Raw genomic sequence first — 20,452 nt, forward strand, 5'->3', positions numbered from 1 at the left:
GGCAGAACGAAAGGAGGATTTTATGGCTTATGTACCTGTACCAAAGGATTTAAGCAATGTGAAAACAAAGGTCATGTTCAACCTGACGAAAAGGCAGCTCATCTGCTTTTCCCTTGCTCTGTTGGTTGGATTGCCTTTGTTTTTTCTGTTAAAGGACAGAACGAATACAAGTGCTGCAACGCTTATTATGATTTTTGCTATGATGCCTTTTTTCATGCTGGCTATGTACGAAAAACATGGGCAACCCCTTGAAATAATCGCAAAGCATTACTTAGAGGTTCGTTTCTTAAATCCAAAACAAAGACCCTATAAAACAAACAATTTTTATGCCGTTATCATGCGGCAAGCAATGCTGGATAAGGAGGTAAAGTACATTGTTACACGCAAAAAAACCAACCCGTCCAAAGCTGACAAAGGCAGACAGACGGGAAATTAGCACCGCTATTTTACGGGCAAGGAATACCAATAAAAAGGAAAAATCAGCACAGGACAGTATCCCCTATCTGCGTATGTTCCCCGATGGGATTTGCCATGTTATGGATCGGTTCTACACAAAAACCATACGCTTTCAGGACATCAACTACCAGCTCGCCCAAAATGAGGATAAGACCGCAATTTTTGAAAGCTGGTGTGATTTCCTTAACTATTTTGATAGCTCCATTAAATTTCAGTTTTCCTTTCTCAACATGACCGCCAACGCAAAGGATTATGAAAGCAGTATTTCCATCAAGCCACAGCAGGACGATTTTGACAGTATCCGTACTGAATATGCAGATATGCTCCATAATCAACTTGCAAAGGGTAATAACGGTTTGACGAAAACGAAATATCTTACCTTTGGAATTGAAGCAGACAGCATTAGAATTGCAAAGCCGAGGTTAGAGAGGATTGAAAATGACCTGTGGAATGGACTAAAACGGATTGGAGTATCGGTGGAGTCCCTTGACGGAAAGGAACGCTTAAAGCTCTGCCATAATATGATTAGAATGGACGGGAATGAGCCTTTTCGCTTTGATTGGAAATGGCTTGTGCCATCAGGATTGTCTACAAAAGATTTTATTGCTCCGTCCTCTTTTGAGTTTCATGAGGGCAGGACATTTAAAACAGGCGGTAAATATGGTGCAGTTTCCTTTTTGCAGATACTTGCACCCGAACTCAATGACAGGGTACTTGCTGACTTCCTCGATATGGAAAGCAACCTGTTAATTACCATGCACATTCAGTCCGTTGACCAAACAAAGGCAATCAAGACCATCAAGCGAAAGATTACAGACCTTGATAAAATGAAAATTGAGGAACAGAAAAAGGCAGTTCGTTCCGGCTATGACATGGACATTATCCCCTCTGACCTTGCTACGTATGGTGGAGAGGCGAAGAAACTCCTTGCAGATTTACAGAGCAGAAACGAGAGAATGTTTCTTATGACCTTTCTTGTAATGAACACTGCGGACACCAAACAACAGCTTGAAAATATCGTATTTCAGGCATCGGGGATTGCCCAAAAACATAACTGCACTTTGGTAAGATTGGACTTCCAGCAGGAGCAAGGCTTTATGTCCTCTCTGCCCCTTGGATTCAATCAGATAGCCATTCAGCGAAGTCTAACTACTTCTGCTACCGCAATTTTCGTTCCCTTTACCACACAGGAGCTATTTCAATCAAGCGGCGAGGCTTTGTATTATGGCTTAAATGCTCTAAGCAACAACCTTATTATGGTAGACCGAAAACGGCTGAAAAATCCTAACGGCTTAATTTTAGGAACGCCCGGCAGTGGCAAGTCCTTTTCTGCAAAACGTGAGATTGCAAATATCTTTCTCATTACTACCGATGACATCATCATTTGTGACCCAGAGGCAGAGTATTATCCTCTCGTCAACCGCCTAAACGGACAGGTGGTAAAAATCTCTCCCACAAGCACGGACTATGTAAATCCAATGGACATTAACTTAAATTACAGCGAAGATGAAAACCCTTTATCGTTGAAATCTGACTTTATCCTGTCCTTGTGTGAGCTGATTGTAGGCGGGAAAGAGGGACTACAGCCTGTGGAGAAAAGTATTATAGACCGCTGTGTCCGTCTTATTTATGCTGACTACCTTGCCGACCCCGTACCCGAAAAGATGCCGATTTTGGAGGATTTGTATAATGCCCTTGAAAGTCAAGGAGAAAAAGAGGCACAGCATATCAGAGCCGCCCTTGAAATTTATGTGACAGGTTCGCTTAATGTATTTAACCATCGTACCAACGTGGACATCACAAACCGCCTTGTCTGCTTTGAAATCAAGGAGTTGGGTAAGCAGCTTAAAAAGTTAGGTATGCTTGTAGTGCAGGATCAGGTTTGGAACAGGGTAACGGTAAACCGTGCTGAGAAACGTGCGACCCGTTACTACATGGATGAGTTTCATCTGCTGCTGAAAGAAGAACAAACGGCGGCTTACAGCGTGGAAATTTGGAAAAGGTTTAGAAAGTGGGGAGGGATTCCTACAGGTATTACGCAGAATGTCAAAGACCTGCTATCCTCTCGTGAGGTGGAGAATATCTTTGAAAACTCTGATTTCATCTATATGCTCAATCAAGCGTCGGGGGATAGACAAATTCTTGCAAAGCAGCTTAACATCTCTCCTCATCAGCTTTCTTATGTGACCCAATCGGGCGAGGGAGAAGGACTACTGTTTTACGGCAATGTGATTTTACCATTTGCTGATAAATTCCCGAAAGATACGGAGCTTTACCGTATCATGACCACGAAGCCGAATGAAACGGAAAAGGATTAGGGGGTGCTTTATGAGCCGAAAGAGCAAAAGACCATTTCGTCCTGCGGGTAAAGTGTCAAGGCTTACCTTTACCGAGGAAGAACGCTCCGACCCTATCCTTGAAAAGCCGCTAAAAAAAGCAGAAAAAGCGGCAGATAAGTTAGAAAAGGCACAGGCAAAAGTCCCAAAGATAAAAAGCCTTGCAACAGAACGCACCTTTGATGCCAAAACAGGCAAAGCAAAGGTGCGTTTATATTTTGAAGAAACGGATAAGCCAAAGCCACCCTCTAAGCTGTCCCATGCTGTTAAAACCATTCCACAAAGGGAGCTGCTTAATAAAATTCATAAGGAAATCCGTGAGAGCGAACAGGATAATGTTGGTGTGGAGGCGGCACATAAGACGGAACAAGGGATAGAGTTTGGAGCAGGGCGGGTATTAAGTGCCTACCGCAGCCATAAATTAAGACCCTACCGTCAGCTTGCCAAAGCAGAAAAACAGACGGTCAAAGCCGAGGTCAATTATCTGTATCATAAAAGTTTAAGAGATAATCCTGATTCCATGACCAATCCCATTTCCCGTTGGCAGCAAAAGCAGGCGATTAAGAAACAGTATATTGCCAACCGTTATGGAAAAGGTGCTAAGACAGCTCATCAGGCGGCTAAGAATACAAAAGTGGCGGTTCAAAAGACAGCAAGTGCCGCTGAAAAAATCACACAGTTTCTTGTCAGAAATAAGAAGGGAATCTTGATTGCTCTTGGAATTGGGGCAGTTATTATGTTTTTGATAAGTGCGGTTTCTTCTTGCTCCATTATGCTGGAGGGCGGCTTTCAAAGCGTGGTAGGTACTTCCTATACTTCCGAGGACGAGGACATTGTTGCCGTAGACGAGGATTACGAGGCACTGGAACGAGCATTGCAGGAACGCATTGACAATATTGAAAGCCAGTATTCAGGTTATGACGAGTACCAATATCATTTAGATGAAATCGGACATAACCCATTCACCCTTGCCTCTTACCTGACAGCAAAGCTACAAGTCTATAAAAGGTCTGAGGTGCAAGCAGAATTAAGAGCCTTGTTTGACCAGCAATATACCCTTACTGTCCGGGAAGAAGTACAGGTGCGTTACCGCACAGAAACACGCACCGATACATGGACAGATGAGGACGGGAATACCCATAGTGATACCTATACCGTAGAAGTCCCTTACGATTATTACATTCTTCACGTCACGCTGAAGAATAAGGACATCAGTATTCTTGCCGAGAGCCATTTGACTGACGAACAGCACAAAATGTTTGGCGTGTATATGGAAACACAAGGCAACAAGCCTTACTTGTTTGAGGGCAATATCTATGCTCCCAACAAGGGCGAATATACTGATTATGACATACCGCCCGATGCACTGACTGACCCTGACTTTGCCGCCCTTATCAAAGAGGCGGAAAAATATTTAGGCTATCCCTATGTGTGGGGAGGCAGCTCTCCCAGTACCAGTTTTGACTGTTCCGGCTTTGTGTCATGGGTATTAAACCAATCGGGTGTATACCCGATGAGCCGGACAACGGCACAGGGCATTTTCAATCAAGCTGCTAAAATCCCCCCAAACGAGGCAAGACCCGGTGATATTATCTTTTTCACTGGAACTTATGCAAGCAGCGGTGCAGTATCCCATGTGGGCATTTACGTTGGAAACGGAATGATGATTCACTGCGGAAATCCCATACAGTATGCCTCTGTAACCACTCCTTATTGGATAGAGCATTTCTATGCCTATGGGCGTTTGAATTAAGGAGGAATATCATGAGTAAAAAAAGAGAAAAAATCCTTTTGGAAATCTCAAAGACTAAAGAAAAGATTGCGGAATTACAAGAAAAGCTCCGTGAACTGGAACAGCAGAAAATGGGGATTGAAAACACAGAGATTGTGGCACTTGTCCGCAGTACAAAAATGAATACCATCGAGTTATCTGAATTTTTAAAGGCGTATCGTGAGAAAAACGATGCGTCTTTTTTCAATCAAAAACAGGAGGAAACCATCCATGAAGAAAAGTAATATTCGTATTTTTGCTGCTTTGTTTGCAGTTGTCCTTTGCTTTACCATCTTTCCTGCTACAGCCTTTGCAGGAGGTGGCGAAGAAGAAATCCCGCTTATACCCGAAGTAACGGAAATACCAAAGTCTGACCCTGTTCCCCTCACTCCCGACGGTAATCTGACCCTTGTAGATGATGTTGCAGGGGAAAACGCCGAGGATAAACAGTTTGTAACCCTTGTTTCCAAAAACGGAAATTACTTTTACTTGGTAATTGACCGAGCAGGTGATAAGGAAAATGTCTATTTCTTAAATCTTGTAGACGAGGCAGATTTGCTTGCACTCATTGAGGGAGAAACCACAAAACAACCTCAAGTGCCACAGGTATGTAATTGTACCGACCTTTGCGAAGATGGAAAGGTAGACCCGAATTGTCCTCTTTGTAAAAATGACCTGACCAAATGTACCGGAAAGACCACAACGCCGACCCATGCTCCTGAATCAAAAGAAAAAAAAGATGGAGGTACAGGCGGTACGTTACTCCTTTTACTAATTGTGGGCATGATCGTAGGCGGTGCGTTTTACTATTTCAAGGTGCTAAAAAATAAGCCGAATACCAAAGGTAATACCGCACTGGAGGAATATGACTTTGAGGATGATGAGGACACTGACGAGGGCGAATATGAGAAAGAGTATGAAGTCGAGGGAGCGGAAGAAAGTGAGGCTGACAGCCTATGACCTACTTCACTGACAGTGTTTATGAAAAAATGATGGTGCAAAAGCCTAAGTGCGAGCAGGAGAAAAAAACTCCCGCCCCTAATGATAAAAAAAGTGAGAAAAGGGATAAGACAAATAACGAACCTATCCCCAACCTCGAAGAAAGGAGCGTGAAAGAATGAAATTAGTAATAGCGGAAAAACCATCTGTGGCACAGAGCATTGCTGCTGTTATCGGTGCTACGGACAGAAAAGACGGATACATGGAGGGAAAGGACTTCCTTGTATCGTGGTGTGTGGGGCATTTGGTGGAGCTTGCCTCTGCCGATTCCTACGATGAGAAATATGCTAAGTGGCAATATGAGGATTTGCCTATCCTGCCCCCTGATTGGAAGTATGTCATTTCAAAAGGCAAGGAAAAGCAAATGAAAATTATTGGAGAGCTGATGAAACGCACTGAGGTTACACAACTTGTAGCTGCTACCGATGCAGGGCGTGAAGGAGAACTTATCTTCCGATTGGTATATGAAAAGCTCTCCTGCAAAAAGCCTGTTAAAAGACTTTGGATTTCCTCTATGGAGGAAAGTGCCATAGCCGAGGGATTTCGTAATCTCCGCAATGGATCAGATTATGAACTGCTGTACCAGTCCGCTCTGTGCAGAGCCAAAGCAGACTGGATTGTAGGCATTAACGCCACTCGCCTGTTTTCCGTCCTCTATGGTCAGACTTTAAATGTAGGCAGAGTGATGTCCCCGACCCTTGCCATGATGGTGGAGCGTGAGGAAAATATCTCTGCTTTTCGTACAACACCATTCTATACCGTACAGCTTGATTTAGGTGGTTTTATGGTATCGGGAGAAAAACTTCAAGACAAAAAAGAGGCTGAGATTCTGTGCAATGACTGTGACGGTCAGAATGTTACCATTGAAACGGTGGAACAGAAGGAAAAGTCAGAAAAGCCGCCGAAATTGTATGACCTCACTACGCTCCAAAGAGAGGCTAACAGACAGCTTGGTTTTACCGCAGAGCAGACCCTCGAATATGTTCAGAACCTTTATGAAAAGAAACTTGTAACCTATCCCCGTACAGACAGCCGCTACTTAACGGAGGATATGAAAGATACTGTTCCTGCTGTGGTAGAAACCGCCGCAGGATTTTTTTCGCTCCAAAATCCGTCTGTGAACATGAAACAGGTCATAGATAACAGCAAGGTATCCGACCACCATGCCATTATCCCTACTATGAGCGTAAAGAATTGCGACATTCAATCTCTGCCTTATGGAGAACAGGAAATTTTAAGGATTATTGCTCTGCGTTTGGTTTGTGCTGTGGGCGAAAGCTGCCGTTATGCGGAAACCGTCATAACAGCAAAGTGTAACAGTTCTGTATTTAGTGCAAAGGGAAAAAGCATTCTTGATGATGGGTGGAAATCGGTTGAAAAACTCTACCTTGCTGATAAAAAGGAACAGACGCAGGAAGAAAAAGATGCAGCCCTGCCACATGCCTGCCAGGGCGAAGTTTTTTCTGCTAAAGCAACTATTAAGGAGGGCAAGACCAGTCCACCTAAACATTTCACAGACGATACACTGCTTTCCGCTATGGAAAATGCTAACAACGCAATGGAGGATGCGGAACGTAAAGGGATTGGCACTCCTGCCACTCGTGCAGGGATTTTAGAAAAGCTCATTAAAACAGGACTGGCAGAGCGTAAAGGAGAGAAAAAGACAAAGTATTTTATTCCGACACCAAAAGGCATTTCCCTTATCACTGTTTTACCGGAGGCAATCAAGTCCGTACAACTTACCGCCGAATGGGAGGAACAGCTAAAACAGATTGAACGAGGAACACTTTCCCCCAAGACCTTTTTAGAAAGTATATCCTACATGACAAAAGACCTTGTATCCACCTATGAAGTCATCAAAGAGGCGAATACTCTTTTTCCATCAAAAATCCAAAGCATTGGGCAATGCCCTCGTTGTAAAGGTTCGGTTATAGAAAATAAGAAAGGCTTTTGTTGTGAAAACAGGAATTGCGGTTTTGCCTTGTGGAAAGAAAGCAAGTTTTTTACGGCGAAGAAAAAGGCTTTGACAAAAGCCATTGCTACAGAACTGCTGAAAAAAGGCAAAGCCATTCTTACAGGCTGCTATTCAGAAAAGACAGGCAAGACCTATGATGCTGTTATCATTCTTGATGATACGGGTGGTCAGTATGTAAACTTTAAAATGGAGTTTCCTGCAAAGAAAGGAGGCAAGAAGTAAATGAGTAAAGAAATCAAAGCATTTGCCGTAAACACCAGAGCTTATGACGAGGGAGATCGGGACTTAGGAGAATGGGTATCATTCCCTGTTACCAAAGAAGAAATAAAGGCTGTCTATGACCGTATTGGCATAGATGGAACACACTTTAAAGAAATATTTCTTGATGATTTTAAAACAGATGTAGCCGGACTGGATAAGATTTTATCCGTTCATACCGATATTGACGAGTTGAATTACCTCGCTCTCTGTCTATCAGAGCTGCCCCAATCGGAACTGGCTAAGTTGGAGGCCATTGCGGAAATATCCCCTTTTAAGGATATAAAGTCATTCATCGACTTTGCCCCAAACGTGGATTATTATGTTTTGATTGACGGTGTAAAAAATGCGGAGGACTTAGGTAACTACTATCTTTACAAATCCGGTATGGTACAGATGCCCGAAGAATGGAAAGCCGGAATCGACCCGAAAGCCTTTGGCGAACATATCTTAAAAGACGAATTAGGGAACTTTACAAAAACCGGATATTTGATAAAATCCGATGATTTCTGGCTTGATGATTACTGTGGAAAAGGAGATATTCACAAGGATTTTCTTGTATCCCCTCAAGCAATTTTTAAGCCATCTGCAAAAGAGAAACCCTCTGTTATGGAGCAGCTTGGAAAAACCAAAGAACAGGCAGTAAAACTTCAAAGTCCTATGAAAAAATCAGAGTTAGAACGATGAAAGGAGCATGATATGGCAGATAACAGTAAAACCAAAGAACGGTTAAAAGAGATTACGGACAGCATAGAAAATGGCATAAAAGAGCTTTTTGAAAGCGATAAATATCAGCAGTACCTACGCACCATGTCTCGCTTTCACAGCTATTCCCTGAATAACACTGTACTCATTGCTATGCAAAAACCCGATGCCACCCTTGTGGCAGGATTTAATAAATGGCGTGACCAATTTTCCCGGAATGTAAAAAAGGGAGAACGGAGCATTAAAATCATTGCCCCTACACCCTATAAGGTAAAAAAGGAACAAGAAAAAGTTGACCCTGTGACAAAGGCTCCTATGCTTGATACAAATGGTAAGGTATTGACGGAGGAAGTGGAAATTAAAATTCCAATGTATAAGGTGGTATCGGTGTTTGATGTTTCCCAAACAGAGGGGAAACCACTGCCCACCCTTGCGGAAAATCTGACCGGAGATGTAAAGTATTTTGAGATTTTCATGGAGGCATTAAAGCGTTCTTCCCCTGTGCCTTTATTCTTTGAAAAAATGCCGGAAGATACAGACGGATACTTTCATACCACGAAACAGCATATCGCCATTCGTGAGGGCATGAGTGAAATACAGACGGTTTCAGCTACAATCCATGAGATTGCCCATTCAAAGCTACACAACTATGAAAAGGAAAGACAGGAAAAGGTACAGTCTGATGAAAATGACGAGCCGATAAAACCCATAAGCAGACAGACGGAGGAAGTTGAGGCAGAAAGCATTTCTTTTGCTGTCTGCTCCTACTATGGAATTAAGACCGATGAAAACAGCTTTGGATATATTGCCGCTTGGAGTAAGGGTAAGGACTTGCCGGAACTGCGTGCCTCTTTGGAAACCATCAGCAAAACTTCCTCTGCTCTCATAGAGGATATTGACAGGCACTTTGCAGAGATTGTGAAAGAAAAAGGTATTGACCTGTCTGCTGAAAAAGAAAAACTTCCTGCCTACTACCTGACAGCTGATAAGGTAAACGCCATCGTGACTGATTATGGAACAGAGGGGAAATTGGTGTCAGGGGAACTGGAATTACTGATACAGAATGTAGGTACTCTCGCCAACAGCATCAATAATAAGCTGATTATGTGGCAAAGTGACCATATGGGAGAGGGTGTTCCTGCTGATGTGGAGCAGAATATCGTGGAACAGCAGATTTCAGCTTTAAGCAAGGAGTTAGCTCCCAAAGAACTGGCTTACCAAATGGGGGATTTCTATTTTTCCATTCAGACCATCGAAGATGGCTATGATTACTCTATCTATGATAAGGACTACAATCTCCTTGACGGAGGCGTGTATGATGACCCCGATATTTCTATCTATAAGGCAATAGATTATATCTTGGAGGATGAGCCTGCAATGGATTTTTCCACTGCCAAAGATATTGACTATGAAGAATTGACGGAAAAGGCAGATCAGGCTTGGCAAGAAAGTGTTGCAGTTAAAAAGGCTGAGGTTTTATCTGATGAACCAATGCAGGAACACACCTACCCTCTGCCCGACCCTGATATAAGTATTTTAGACCGTAATTCTTATGGTTACTTATATGATGAAATGCTGCCCCTCACAAAAGAACGGGCAACCGAATTGTTTGAACAGGACTTAACAGTGTACTTGCTTTATGAGGACAATACGGAGGCTATGGCATTTGACCTGAAAGATATAGACAACCATGGCGGAATCTTTGGCATGGAACGTACTGACTGGATTGCCTCTAAAGACTTTGAGGAATTGAACGCGGCTGAAAGATTCTCTGTATTAGAGTTGGAGCAGAGATTTTTAGAAAGTCCTGCTGATGCCTATGCCATTTATCAGCTCAAAAGCGGTGACAAATATCGTGATTACAGCTTTGAGGGACTGAAATCATTAGAAAACCGTGGTCTTTCAGTAGAGCGTGATAACTACAACATTGTATATTCAGATAAGTTTACAGGTTTTGCATCTACAAGAGAGCGGCTTGAAGAACTTTGGGAGCGTTTCAATATTGACCACCCCGACAACTTCAAAGGTCATTCCTTATCGGTCAGTGACATCATTGCCATTAAGCATAACGGCATTGTAACATACCATTACTGTGATAGTTTTGACTTCGTAAAGCTGACAAAGTTTTTAGAGTCTGTACCACTTGTGCCGGACAGTTTCTTGACGGGAGATAGGATTGATACACCACGAGGGAGTTTTTCCTTGACTTCCATGACAAAGGAGCAGATGTCGGCAGCCGGATATGGTGTTCATCACACTTCGGATAACGGCAGCTATTACATCATGGGAAACGGTACTCATGCATTTGCCGTTAGAAATGAGGACAATCCACTCCGTACTGCCGAGATGTCAACCGAGCGGAACTACAATCAGATTGATGGCATTATCAATAATCAGCCTACTGTGGCAGAACTGGAACAGACAGTCAAGGCAGGCGGCCAGATTTCCCTTTTAAATCTCTCTCGTGCAATTCGGGAAGATAAAAAGGAAAAACGGATTTCTGTGGTGGAACAGCTTAAGAACCAATCTGTTGCAAACAAAGAAAAGCAAAAAACAGCACCCTACACGAGTGCAGAAATGGAGCGATGAAAGGAGCATTGAAATGAGTATCAAAAATTTAATTAAAACCCTTTTGGATATAGAAGTGAGTACGGAAGATATGATTGCGTTACATGAAAATCCTCATAAATATACCAATAGTGAAGATGATGCGGAAAAGCTGAAGGATTTATTTTTACTCATGGATTTAGCAAGTAGTCAGGCGGTGGGCAAAGATGCCAGCCTTTGAAGAACTTCGCTATATTCAAGCATTTGCGAGAATTATAGGAGTAAAAGAGGACGCTGCAATAGAATATGCACAAAGAAAGGGCTTAAATGCTTTAGTGGATAATGCTACACAACTGCTTACTACTCCGGTTCAGCGAGAGAAACATCAAGCATTTTTGGATCTATATAGAATGAGCAGCTCCATTAATACTCGAAATCCAATAATCAGTTCCCCTAATGATGCCTCTGCCTTTTTCCATTCAATTATGGAGAAAATATATGATAAGGAGGCTTTCGTGGTTGCATTTCTAAACACTAAAAATCGTATAATCGACCATGAAGTAGTGTCGGTTGGAACCATTAACAGTTCTATCGTACACCCCAGAGAAGTTTTTAGAAATGCCATTATAAACAAGGCAAATTCTGTTATTCTATGTCACAATCACCCATCTGGAGATATAAATCCAAGTGCTGAAGATATAACCATTACACGTAGATTAAAGGAGACTGGGGAGATATTAGGAATCAGTGTTTTAGACCATTTGATTATAAATGGAATCAATCAGAACAAAATGTATTCATTCAAGGAAAAAGGAGTGTTAGAGCAGGTAGGAGATTATATTACATCTAACTCAGATGGCATTGCAGTAAAGGAAGCTAAAAAGGAAAAGAAGATTTCCGTTGTGGAGCAGCTCAAAAACCAATCGACTATAAGCAAAGAAAAACAAAAAACAGCACCTATCAGTGCAGAAATGGAGAGATGAATATGAGTAAATTTAATGTAGAAGAAATTAATTTAATCTGCATTTACAACACAGGCACAAGAACAGGATTGCTATCTGAGCTTACTAAAATGCAGACACATTTGGCACAAGATGAAAAAGAGCTTTTCAATTTGACCCAATCCGTTGTAGATAAGCTGAGTACCATGAGTGATGATGAGTTTGATAGCATTACAGCAGAGCTGATTGCTGATTTTGAGGAACAGGAGGACTAAAATGTCAGACAAAGCACAGGCCTATGCACAGTTGGCAGAAGAAACCGCAAAAAGTCTTACCAAAAGTCTTGCGAACTGGACTGGTTTTCTTACCACTGTAGGAAGGCTGTATAAATACCCTTATCATGAACAGCTCATGATTTACGCACAAAGACCCGACGCTACGGCTTGTGCGGAATATGACCTGTGGAACAATACCATGAACCGATATGTTCGCCGTGGCTCAAAGGGAATTGCACTGCTTGACCCTGACGGCGATAGAATGAGGTTAAAATACGTTTTTGATGTTTCCGATACCGGCGGCAGGGAAAATTCCCGCCGCCCATTTCTTTGGGAAATGCAGGAGTATCACAAAGAGCCTATCTTAGAAATGTTAAAAGACAGATATGGAACAGAGCACAATACTCTTTCTGATGTCTTTTACAACATTGCAAGGAATATGTCCAAAGAGTATTATGATAATCACAAAGCCGATATTCGTTATCTTATAGAAAACAGCTTTTTAGAGGAATACGACGAGGACAATATCCGAGTGGCGTTTGAAGATGCCGCTACTGTAAGCACTGCATACGCTTTAATGAAACGATGCGGATTAGATACGGAAGGATATTTTGCACATGAGGATTTTTTAAGTATCTTTGATTTTAATACCGCCGATGCCGTTGCCCTGTTAGGAACGGCAGTCAGCGAACAATCAGAACAGGTATTTAGGCAAATTTCTCTTACCATTACCAAAACGGAGCGTGAAAGGAGCAAAGAGCATGAAGGAAATCACTTACAGCAGGAACGGGGATTATCTGATACCCGACCTCACATTGACACAGCCGACAGTGGGCAAGGAACAGATCTTGGGCAAATACGGGAGAATGAGGAAGCAATATCTTCAGGAACACAGGAAACCCCTATTTCATTCCCTGCTCCTGTCAGAGAAACTGTTTCCCCACTTGTTGGAAATCGACCAGACAGCCAACAGGAGGCTAACGCAGATAATGGCGGACTTACAGAAAGTACAGACCTCGCCCGACAAGATGAAACAGCAGATGGAATGGGTAGGCTACATGAACAATCTCAAATCACAGGCGGAGGAAATGATACTGACGGAACTTATATACAGTTAACACTGTTCCCCTCGGAGCAGGAACAGATACAAAGAATTGCGGAGAACGGCAGGCTTGATAAGCCTTTTCGTACCTCCGCTTTTTCTTTTCCACAAGAGGATATTGACAGTATTTTAAGAACAGGAAGTAATCGTAATGACAGCCTGCTACGAATTGTTGCTTTCTATCAAAAGGATAAAACACCGAAAGAAAAAGTTGACTTCTTACAAAAGGAATACCGAGGTGGAAAAGGGCTTTACATCAATGGAGAAAAGGTATCCGCATGGTTTCATACCGATGGGATTCATCTTGCAAAAGGAGATTCTGCCCTTTATGCTCCCTCCAAACAGGTAATCAACTGGACAGATGTGGCAGACAGAATTGAAGAATTGCTGACAGATGGGCAATTCGTTCCTCAAGATACTTTGGATATGGCAGAGAGTTTTGAAAAGCTGGAGCTTGCAAAAAGGCTTTGGTATCTGCATCAGGATTTTTCTGATAAAGCAAAAGAAGAATTTTTTGATGAGGAACTTTTTAAGGGTGGTTTTCCCGATTCTACCGAGCATATTGCGGAGCTGTTAAATGACCATCAAAAGGCGGATGCTTTGATAAAGGGATTACAAAGGTTCATTTCTGCCTATGAGAATGACAGGGAGATTTTGCGTTTTCAGTTCCACAAGCCACAAAAATTACTTTCGGATTTCATGGAGTTGAAATTGTCAAGGCGTGAATTTATTTCTGCAATCTCTGACTATACCGATTTTAAAATGTTCATCACACAAGATGAAGTTGATAAGCAGCTTGCAACAGGGAGTGGATTTGAAAATGGAAAATACCGCATTTATGAATACTTTACCCAACTTAACAGTCCAAAGGAAAAAGAAGATCTTGTAAAAAATGAATATGGTATTGGTGGGAGCAGTCATGCTCTTTCCGGAGCAGACAACAGTAACCAGTGGCATGATGCAAAAGGAATTTTATACACTCGCAGAGATAGTGACGATAAATTGCTTTTAAACTGGACTAAAGTTGCGAATCGGATTGATTATCTGATTTCCAATGACCGCTATCTGACAGCCCAAGAAAAAGAACGCTTTGCCCAAATGCAAAATGAGAAAGCAGGAATTGTGAAAACACCGCCTGCTCCCTCTCCCATAGCAGAGTCCGATAATTTGGTACCTGTCCATGAGCCACAAGCTGAAACAACGGTTGAAACTGAAAACGAGGTAGAATCAAAAGCCGATGCCGCACCACAAATAAAAGAAATTACACCGGAAGATATTGATACCGCATTACAGGCATGGAATGGCAATGCAGACAGTAAACAGCGTGTTGCGGACTACATGGAAACCCATGCCCGTGAGCGTACTACTGCTGAATGGCTAAAAAATGAGTATGGCGGCAATCTCCTGAACTTTCTCGTTAAAAAAGACGGACTATCCCTTGAACTACCTTGGACAAAGGTACAAAGGCGTATTGGTCAGCTCATAGCTGAAGGAAATTTTTCTGCTAAACAGGAACATATCCCATCTATCCATGATTTAGATGTTGAAACTGAAACCGAAGTTATACCAAAACAGATAGAAGAAAACAAAATAATACCATTTGAAAAGGGCGATACCGTCTATCTTGAAAATGGTACGCCCTTTATTATTGAGGAAATCACGGACTATCAAGTGACGCTGCTTGATCCATCTCTTTTCTATCCAGTCCTTAGAGCAGAGAGCAGGGAGAGTTTTTTAAGACTTTTGAAATGTTACCCGCAATCTGAAGTCCTACAGGAAAAGGCTGAGAACTTCCGCATTACAAATGATCATTTAGGCGAGGGCAGCAAGCGTGAAAAGTTTGCGGGAAATATAGCTGCTATTACTACCTTACAGACCATAGAAAAAGAACACCGCACCGCTACAAAAGAGGAACAGGAAATCTTATCCCATTACGTTGGTTGGGGCGGCTTATCCGAGGTTTTTGACAAGGACAACAACAGTTTCAGCAATGAATACACACAATTAAAATCCCTGCTGTCCGAAGATGAATACAATATGGCAAGAGCCTCTACCCTTAATGCCCACTATACAAGCCCTGTGGTTATCAAGGCGATTTATGATGCAGTAGAGAATATGGGATTTACCACAGGCAATATTTTAGAGCCTGCCTGCGGGACAGGACACTTTTTCGGTATGCTCCCTAACAGTATGCAAAGTTCCCGCCTATATGGAATTGAACTGGACAGCGTTACAGGCAGGATTGCAAAACAGCTATATCCCAAAGCCAATATTTCCATATCCGGTTTTGAAAAAACAGAACTTCCCGACAGCTTTTTTGACCTTGCCATCGGGAATGTACCTTTTGGAAACTATAAATTAAGTGAGAAACGGTATGACAACAAAAATTTTATGGTGCATGACCATTTCTTTGCAAAGGCGCTGGATAAAGTACGCCCCGGAGGTGTGGTTGCCTTTGTTACCTCAAAGGGAACGATGGATAAGCAAAGTACTGATGTCCGACGCTATCTTGCACAGAGGGCGGAACTGCTCGGTGCAATCAGACTGCCTAACAATGCTTTTCTGAAAAATGCAGGGACAGAAGTTACAAGTGATATTATTTTTCTGCAAAAGCATGACAGACCCATTGATGTGGATAGGGATTGGATGCACCTTGATACCAACGAGGATGGCATTGCCCTAAACAGTTATTTTGCCGACCACCCTGAAATGATTTTAGGAACAATGGAAATGAAAAGCGGTCAGTTTGGAATGGAAAGCACCTGTACGCCTATTCCTGATTCTGACCTTGCAGAACAGTTAAAAGCTGCTATCCACAACATTGAGGGCAACATACCCGAAACTGAGCTGCCCGACATGGAAGTCAGCACCGACACTTCCATTCCTGCCGACCCTACTGTAAAGAACTTTTCCTATACACTTGTAGATGGAGAAGTTTATTATCGTGAGAACTCCCGCATGGTAAAGCCGAATTTAAGCCAGACAGCAATGGAACGCATTGTGGGAATGGTAGAACTTAGGGAGTGCGTGGGCAATCTTATCCGCTATCAGCTTGAGGATTACAGCGAAGAAACCATTAAGCAGGAACAGGAAACGCTAAACCGCCTTTATGACAGCTTTACCGAAAAATACGGACTGATTAACAGCCGTGGGAACAGCCTTGCCTTTAGTGATGACAATTCCTACTATCTACTTTGCTCCCTCGAAGATATAGATGAAAACGGAAATTTAAAAGCCAAAGCCGATATGTTTACCAAACGCACCATTAAAAAGCGTGTGGCAGTCAATTCGGTGGATACTGCAAGCGAGGCACTGGCACTCTCCATTGCTGAAAAAGCAAAGGTTGATATGGAGTATATGGGCAGGCTGACAGGACTTTCAGGAGAACAGCTTGCCAATGATTTGAAGGGCATTATATTCCCCATCCCCATGCCCTATGACAGCAGTAGTCCCACTCGCTATGTAACTGCCGATGAATATCTTTCTGGCAACGTAAGGGAAAAACTGTATACCGCTAAACTGGCGGCACAAACCTCGGACAGATACATTCCCAATGTGGAGGCTTTAGAAGCGGCACAGCCAAAAGACCTTGATGCTTCTGAGATTGATGTCCGACTTGGAGCAACGTGGATTGACAAGGAATACATTCAGCAGTTTATGTATGAATTGTTTGATACCCCATACAGACAGCAAGGAGAAATCGAGGTAAAATACGCCCCCTTTACTGCCGAATGGAGCATTACCAATAAAAATGCTATTGGCTATAACAATGTGGCGGCATATGTCACTTACGGTACAGACCGTGCCAATGCCTACCGTATTTTAGAGGACACCTTAAATCTGCGTGATGTGCGTATCTATGACACTGTGACAGATCCCGACGGTAAGGAAAGGCGTGTGCTGAATAAAGATGCCACCACTTTGGCACAGCAAAAACAACAGGCTATCAAGGGCGAATTTCGGGATTGGATTTGGAGAGATGCAGACAGACGGCAGACTTTAGTAAAAACCTACAATGAGAAGTTTAATTCTATTCGCCCCCGTGAGTATGATGGGCAGCACATCAACTTTGTGGGGATTAATCCTGAAATATCGCTCCGACCACATCAGGTCAATGCCATTGCTCATATTCTTTACGGAGATAATACATTACTTGCCCATGAGGTAGGTGCGGGCAAAACCTTTGAGATGGTAGCCGCCGCTATGGAAAGCAAGCGGCTTGGACTTTGCCAAAAGCCTCTCTTTGCCGTACCAAACCATTTGACCGAGCAATGGGCGAGTGAGTTTTTAAGGCTTTACCCTGCCGCCAATATTTTGGTGGCCACGAAAAAAGATTTTGAAACAAAGAACAGAAAGAAGTTCTGTGCAAGGATAGCCACAGGCGATTATGATGCGGTTATTATCGGACACAGCCAGTTTGAACGTATTCCCATGTCCTTTGAACGGCAGGAACGCCTGCTCCGTGAGCAGATTGATGAAATCATAGACGGAATTGAGGAAGTCAAGGCAAGCGGCGGAGAAAGGTTTACCGTCAAGCAGTTGGAACGGACAAAAAAGGGATTAGAACAAAGGTTGGAAAAATTACAGTCACAGCAAAGGAAAGATGATGTTGTAACCTTTGAACAGCTTGGCGTTGACAGGCTTTATGTAGATGAGGCACATAATTACAAGAATCTATTCCTATACACGAAAATGCGGAATGTGGCAGGACTGTCCACCACTGATGCCCAAAAGTCCAGTGATATGTTTATGAAATGCCGTTACATGGATGAACTGACAGGAGGCAAGGGAATTGTATTTGCTACAGGTACGCCTGTTTCAAACTCTATGACTGAACTTTATACCATGATGCGGTATCTGCAATATTCCACACTCCAGCGTAACGGATTGGTTCACTTTGATAGTTGGGCAAGTACATTCGGAGAAACTGTGACCGCCATCGAACTGGCCCCTGAAGGTACAGGGTATCGGGCAAGGACAAGATTTTCAAAATTCTTTAATCTGCCCGAACTTATGGCAATGTTCAAAGAGGTTGCGGATATTAAAACTGCCGACCAGTTAAACCTGCCTACTCCAAAAACTAACTATCATACCATTGCAGTAAAGCCTACGGAGATACAGCAGGAAATGGTAAAGGACTTATCGGAAAGAGCCGCCGAGGTTCATGCAAACAAGGTTGACCCCTCTGTTGACAATATGCTGAAAATCACTTCTGATGGACGGAAGTTAGGACTTGATCAACGTATCATTAACCCACTTCTTCCCGATGACGAAAGTAGCAAGGTAAATGCCTGTGTCGATAATATCTACCACATTTGGGATAAGGGTATATCAGAACGGCTGACACAGCTTGTATTCTGTGATATTTCTACTCCAAAGGGCAAGGCTGCGGCACAGGAACAAAAAGCGGCAAAGGCAGGAAACCAAACCATAAATGGTGTGGAACTCCATGCTTTGGAGAATAGCTTGCCTGATGAGGTAGTTACCCATGATACTTCATTCAATGTCTATGATGATATACGGGAGAAATTGATTAAAAAAGGTGTCCCTGCCCATGAGGTAGCATTTATCCATGAGGCAAATACGGAAGTCAGAAAAAAGGAGTTATTTGCAAAGGTGCGTAGCGGTGATGTCCGAGTGCTGATTGGCAGTACCGCAAAATGCGGTGCAGGCACGAACATCCAAGACCGCCTTGTGGCACTCCATGACCTTGACTGCCCTTGGCGTCCGGGGGATTTGACACAGCGTTCCGGAAGAATTGAACGACAGGGAAATTTAAACGAGGAAGTGAACATTTACCGCTATGTGACAGAGGCAACCTTTGATGCCTACCTGTGGCAGACCATAGAAAATAAGCAGAAGTTTATCTCGCAGATTATGACTTCCAAAAGCCCTGTCCGTTCTTGTGAAGATGTAGATGAAGCGGCATTGTCCTATGCGGAAATTAAGGCTCTGTGTGCCGGCAATCCAAAAATCAAGGAAAAGATGGACTTGGACATTGAGGTGTCAAGGCTCAAGCTCTTAAAAGCAAGCCACCAAAGTAATCAGTACCGTTTGGAGGATAACTTATTAAAATATTTTCCTGAAAATATTGAGAAGAACAAAAGCTTTATCAAAGGCTTTGAGCAGGACTTAAAGACCCTTGCCGAGAATACGCCTGCCGAGGGTGTATTTTTGCCGATGATAATTAAAGGCGATACCCTGACGGATAAGGACAATGCGGGAGCTGCTCTCCTTGAGGCTTGCAAAGAAGTGAAAGGAAAAGACCCTATGGAAATTGGCAGTTACCGAGGATTTACTATGCACCTGTCTTATGACGGTTTTTATAATGAATTTCAGCTTATCTTAAAGGGTGCGATGAGCCATATAGCAAAGCTTGGTATGGATGCAAGGGGAAATCTCACTCGTATTGACAATGCTCTTGCCGCTATGCCTGACAGGTTAAAGGCTGTTATGGATCAGCTTGACAATCTCTACAAACAGCAGGATGCGGCAAAATCTGAGGTCGGCAAACTGTTCCTACAGGAGCAGGAATTAAAAGATAAGGTTTCTCGTCTTGCTGTCCTCGATGCGGAGCTGAACATGAGCGTTTCTAAGCCGCAGGAACAGGCTGACAGGCGGGTTTCCAAAAGAGAGCGTCCATCGGTATTAGATAGCCTGAAACAGTCCTCACAGGTCAGCAGAGAGGGCAAGGAAAAACAAAATAGATATATGGAGGTTTTATAATGGCAAAGCGAAAAAGAAATATACAGTTGCACTTCATGGTATCAGAGCAGGAACGAAAGCTGATAGAGGAAAAGATGGAACAGCTTGGCACAAAGAATTTGGGAGCATATCTGCGTAAAATGGCAGTGGACGGCTATGTTATCCATCTTGATTTGTCCGATATACGGGAGCTTGTTACCTTGCTTCGCCGCACCAGCAACAGTCTAAACCAACTTACAAAGCGTGTTCATCAGACAGGCAATATTTATATTGAGGACTTGGAGGCACTGCGGGAAAGCTATGATAAACTTTGGGATACGTCAGATGAAATATTATCCCGACTTTCCACTATTTAAAATTTCTATCATAGACAATGTTTCTT

At 42.9% G+C, this 20,452-nt stretch carries 14 protein-coding genes; all 14 read left to right on the top strand.

Features of this window, described 5'->3' with window-relative positions; translation table 11 throughout:
- Window positions 1-22 precede the first annotated feature (22 nt).
- Genes EQM13_RS04870 through EQM13_RS04930 form a run of 14 tightly spaced genes read left to right on the top strand, consistent with a single transcriptional unit; the run spans window position 23 to window position 20,426 of the window.
- Entirely contained in the window at window positions 23-436 is a 414-nt protein-coding gene (locus EQM13_RS04870; protein WP_128752093.1) for a PrgI family protein, read from the top strand.
- Window positions 408-2,774, top strand: a complete 2,367-nt coding sequence (locus EQM13_RS04875; protein ID WP_454665257.1) for a VirB4-like conjugal transfer ATPase, CD1110 family — start codon at window positions 408-410, stop codon at window positions 2,772-2,774. Before EQM13_RS04870 ends, EQM13_RS04875 begins: the two co-directional genes overlap by 29 nt.
- 10 nt (window positions 2,775-2,784) lie before the next feature.
- Window positions 2,785-4,545 carry a C40 family peptidase gene (locus EQM13_RS04880; RefSeq protein ID WP_170177306.1) on the top strand — a complete coding sequence of 587 codons (1,761 nt, stop codon included), beginning with the start codon at window positions 2,785-2,787 and terminating at the stop codon, window positions 4,543-4,545.
- Between the two features lie 11 nt (window positions 4,546-4,556).
- The gene (locus EQM13_RS04885; protein WP_128752096.1) at window positions 4,557-4,808 is read left to right on the top strand and encodes a DUF4315 family protein; all 252 of its coding nucleotides are present in this window, start codon (window positions 4,557-4,559) and stop codon (window positions 4,806-4,808) included.
- The gene (locus EQM13_RS04890) at window positions 4,795-5,523 is read left to right on the top strand and encodes a DUF4366 domain-containing protein (RefSeq protein WP_128752097.1); all 729 of its coding nucleotides are present in this window, start codon (window positions 4,795-4,797) and stop codon (window positions 5,521-5,523) included. Before EQM13_RS04885 ends, EQM13_RS04890 begins: the two co-directional genes overlap by 14 nt.
- The gene (locus EQM13_RS18165; RefSeq protein ID WP_161567170.1) at window positions 5,520-5,684 is read left to right on the top strand and encodes a hypothetical protein; all 165 of its coding nucleotides are present in this window, start codon (window positions 5,520-5,522) and stop codon (window positions 5,682-5,684) included. The genes EQM13_RS04890 and EQM13_RS18165 overlap by 4 nt, the downstream gene beginning before the upstream one ends.
- Complete coding sequence (locus tag EQM13_RS04895) at window positions 5,681-7,759, top strand: type IA DNA topoisomerase (protein ID WP_128752098.1); 2,079 nt, start codon at window positions 5,681-5,683, stop codon at window positions 7,757-7,759. Before EQM13_RS18165 ends, EQM13_RS04895 begins: the two co-directional genes overlap by 4 nt.
- Window positions 7,760-8,482: an antirestriction protein ArdA gene (locus tag EQM13_RS04900; protein ID WP_128752099.1), complete on the top strand. Its 723-nt coding sequence runs from the start codon at window positions 7,760-7,762 to the stop codon at window positions 8,480-8,482.
- Between the two features lie 12 nt (window positions 8,483-8,494).
- Window positions 8,495-11,089 carry a YodL domain-containing protein gene (locus EQM13_RS04905; protein ID WP_128752100.1) on the top strand — a complete coding sequence of 865 codons (2,595 nt, stop codon included), beginning with the start codon at window positions 8,495-8,497 and terminating at the stop codon, window positions 11,087-11,089.
- A 13-nt stretch (window positions 11,090-11,102) separates the two neighbouring features.
- Window positions 11,103-11,288 carry a hypothetical protein gene (locus EQM13_RS04910; protein ID WP_128752101.1) on the top strand — a complete coding sequence of 62 codons (186 nt, stop codon included), beginning with the start codon at window positions 11,103-11,105 and terminating at the stop codon, window positions 11,286-11,288.
- A complete protein-coding gene (locus EQM13_RS04915; RefSeq protein ID WP_128752102.1) occupies window positions 11,275-12,030 on the top strand; it encodes a JAB domain-containing protein in 756 nt (251 codons plus the stop codon). Before EQM13_RS04910 ends, EQM13_RS04915 begins: the two co-directional genes overlap by 14 nt.
- A 2-nt stretch (window positions 12,031-12,032) precedes the next feature.
- Window positions 12,033-12,263, top strand: coding sequence for a transposon-transfer assisting family protein (locus tag EQM13_RS04920; protein WP_128752103.1), 231 nt, complete (start codon window positions 12,033-12,035; stop codon window positions 12,261-12,263).
- A 1-nt stretch (window position 12,264) separates the two neighbouring features.
- Window positions 12,265-20,091: an SNF2-related protein gene (locus EQM13_RS19105; protein ID WP_128752104.1), complete on the top strand. Its 7,827-nt coding sequence runs from the start codon at window positions 12,265-12,267 to the stop codon at window positions 20,089-20,091.
- Window positions 20,091-20,426 carry a plasmid mobilization protein gene (locus EQM13_RS04930; RefSeq protein WP_128752105.1) on the top strand — a complete coding sequence of 112 codons (336 nt, stop codon included), beginning with the start codon at window positions 20,091-20,093 and terminating at the stop codon, window positions 20,424-20,426. Before EQM13_RS19105 ends, EQM13_RS04930 begins: the two co-directional genes overlap by 1 nt.
- Window positions 20,427-20,452: the final 26 nt, after the last annotated feature.

This window comes from Acidilutibacter cellobiosedens, assembly GCF_004103715.1.
GTDB classification, from domain to species: domain Bacteria; phylum Bacillota; class Clostridia; order Tissierellales; family Acidilutibacteraceae; genus Acidilutibacter; species Acidilutibacter cellobiosedens.